This window comes from 'Santalum album' aster yellows phytoplasma, from assembly GCF_018283495.1.
Lineage (GTDB): Bacteria > Bacillota_I > Bacilli_A > Acholeplasmatales > Acholeplasmataceae > Phytoplasma > Phytoplasma asteris.
In genome coordinates this window covers 1-2,951 of the sequence record NZ_JAGVSK010000019.1, presented here as the reverse complement: position 1 = coordinate 2,951, position 2,951 = coordinate 1, and the positions used below count along the sequence as shown (strand labels likewise).

Genomic DNA, 2,951 nt, shown 5'->3' with positions numbered 1-2,951 from the left:
TGGAGTTGTTGTTAGTTGTGGTTGAAATTAAGGTCTAAAAGCTAAAATTAAAGCTATTGCAACTAAAGAAAAAGCAATTAAAGTAATAGCAGTTTCGATTTTAAATGATTTATTCAAAAAATTTAAATTGAGATCTTTTTCTTGATTATCCATAAGATAATTTCTCACTTTCGTTTTATTTTGTTATTTTTAAAAGTTAGTTGGTTGTTAATAAATCAAACAATTATATTGTTATATCAAATTTATAAATCACTATTTTTATAACTTGCCTAAAACTTTATAAATGAATTAGTTTTTATTTTAATGAATTGATTATCACAAACAAAACTTTTTTAACAATTAATAATTATTTGATTATCTCTATTATATCTCTTTCAAAAAAAATAAAACAAATTTAAATAAAACAAATAACAAACTAAATAATTCTATCAATAATCTCATAATTTTACTTATAAGTCATAAAAAACTAAATTTTTGCTCCCTTAACTTCTTTGTTTTATAAGAGAAAAATTAAAATATGTTATAATTAAAATAGGTTTTTATTTACCTTAAATAAAAAATCTTTCCTAATCATACCAAATTACGAAAAAAAATATTCCATTCCTTATTATTATCTAATTATATTAAAGAAATTTTTTCGAAGAAAGGCAACCAAAATGAACAAAGATAAAGTTATTCAATTTATTGACGGACAATTATTTAAAAACATGATTGCTAACGGAGCTATCAATTTACAAAACAACTACCAAACCATTGATAATTTAAATGTTTTTCCCGTACCAGATAGAGATACAGGAACTAATATGAAAATTACTATGATGTCAGGCGTTAAAGAAATTAGTAATTTAGAAACTCGTTCCATAGTAGAAGTATCCCAAGTTTTATCAAAAGCATTATTAATGGGTGCCAAAGGCAATTCAGGAGTTATTTTATCCCAATTTTTTGCAGGAATGGCACAAACTTACCAAAAACTCAATAAAGAAACTATCAATATTAATGATTTTATCCATTCACTTGAAGGAGGCTACCAAAAAGCTTACCAAGCTATTATAGAACCTCAAGAAGGCACTATTTTAACTGTTTTTCGTGAAGCTGTTAAACAAACTCTCAAAGCTAAATCCCAATTTAGTACTATTGAAGATGTTTTATCCAATTTCTTACAAAACGCCCAAAAAACTCTTTCCCAAACAACTGAATTATTAGAAGTCTTAAAACAAGCAGGAGTAGTTGATAGTGGAGGGGCTGGCTTTGTTGAAATCCTTAAAGGAATGTTATTATTTTTACAAGACAAAAAACTACTTCAAGTAAACCAAACCACCAAAACACACACAAATCCTGATAAAATACAAACGTTGGGACAAGTTAATATTAAATATACTTATTGCACTGAATACATTTTTCAAATCAAAGCATCCCAAGAAAAAAACCTTGATATGAAACAACTTAAACAAGCTTTATTACAAATAGGAGATTCTTTAGTTTTAGTTAAAGACCAAGAAATTCTAAAAATACATATCCATACCAACAAACCAGGACAAGTTTTAGAAAAACTCTTAACTTATGGCACATTAAAGGTAAGCAAAATTGACAACATGAAAGAACAACATCAATCAATTTTAGATCAAAAACACGACACATTTACAATACAACAAGAACCTACCCCAGACCCAAAGTCACCTTCAAACTTACCTAACTCAAATAAAGATCAAAAATATTTTTTTGTTGCATTTGTAAATGATACCAAAAGCCAAAAAGTCTTTGCTGACCTTAAAGTAAATCACATTATAAAACAATCTACTTTTAACCCTACTACTTTTGAAAAACTTCTACAAACAAATACTTCCCAAAACATCATTATCCTACCTAATGACACATCTCTTTTAGAAAAGCTTACAACCCAACTAAAACAATTACAAGGAACCAATCAAGAAATTGTCCTTTTACAAACTAAAAACATCGCTCAAGGATACAGTGCTCTTTTAGCTTTTGATAAATCATTGGATTTAGTACAAAACAAAACTATCATGGAAAAAACTATCAAAAACATCCAAACAGGAAAAATTATCTATGCTGATAAAAAAGATGCTAAAAACATATCCAATCAAACTCTTTTAGAAAAAGAATATTTATCTGTTTGGGAAGAAAAAATAATAGCTACTAATAAAGATAAATATCAAGCATTAAAAACATTACTCCAAAAAATGATTAAACCTCATCAAACCTTTTTAACTGTTTTTTATAATCCTTCATGTACTGATGAAAAAGAATTAGAAAAACTAGAAAATTTCTTAGAAACTAATTACGACCACATTGAATTAGAAACCTTAGAAAGCCAAAATAACAACATTCCTTACATTGTTTCATTAGAATAACAAAAGTGATCTATAAGATCATTTTTAAGCGGATATGACGGAACGGTAGACGTGCATGCTTGAGGGGCATGTAAGAAATATCTTGTGTGAGTTCAAATCTCACTATCCGCACCATTAATTTATTTATTTTAATTAAAATCATTATATTATATTAAAAACCCCCTTTTTATTAAGGGGGTTTTCTTATTAGATTTCATGTTATTAAGAAATATAAAAACAATAATAAAAGATACAATAATTACAGTAATATAGATAAAATGTTTGTTTATTTTTTTCATTTTAAAATCAACTTTCTTATGTATTTAAAATATTTAATATCATTTTATTATTGTTATCTAAAATTACATAACTTGCCTATATTATACATAATTTTAATAAAAAACAATTGCAAAGATATTTTATTATATTTATATTTTATGCTGAAATTATTCCCACAATAAAACAAAAAGCAAGCTTTAATTAAAGCTTGCTTTTGTGATATCTATAATATGTTATATTAATTTATTGGTTTTCCATGTCTTTACGTTGGTTTGTAAGCTTTTCTAAAAGAGATGTGTCATTAGGTAGGATAATGATGTT

2 protein-coding genes and 1 tRNA gene are annotated in these 2,951 nt (G+C 25.9%); 2 read left to right on the top strand and 1 reads right to left on the bottom strand.

What is annotated here, in order from left to right; genetic code table 11:
- Window positions 1-27 precede the first annotated feature (27 nt).
- Window positions 28-153 carry a hypothetical protein gene (locus tag KE631_RS02635; RefSeq protein ID WP_265332882.1) on the bottom strand — a complete coding sequence of 42 codons (126 nt, stop codon included), beginning with the start codon at window positions 151-153 and terminating at the stop codon, window positions 28-30.
- Between the two features lie 503 nt (window positions 154-656).
- Here KE631_RS02635 and KE631_RS02520 point away from each other — a divergent pair.
- Window positions 657-2,372, top strand: a complete 1,716-nt coding sequence (locus tag KE631_RS02520; RefSeq protein WP_212509266.1) for a DAK2 domain-containing protein — start codon at window positions 657-659, stop codon at window positions 2,370-2,372.
- A gap of 28 nt (window positions 2,373-2,400) precedes the next feature.
- A tRNA-Leu gene (locus KE631_RS02515) sits at window positions 2,401-2,486 on the top strand.
- The last annotated feature ends 465 nt before the right edge of the window (window positions 2,487-2,951 follow it).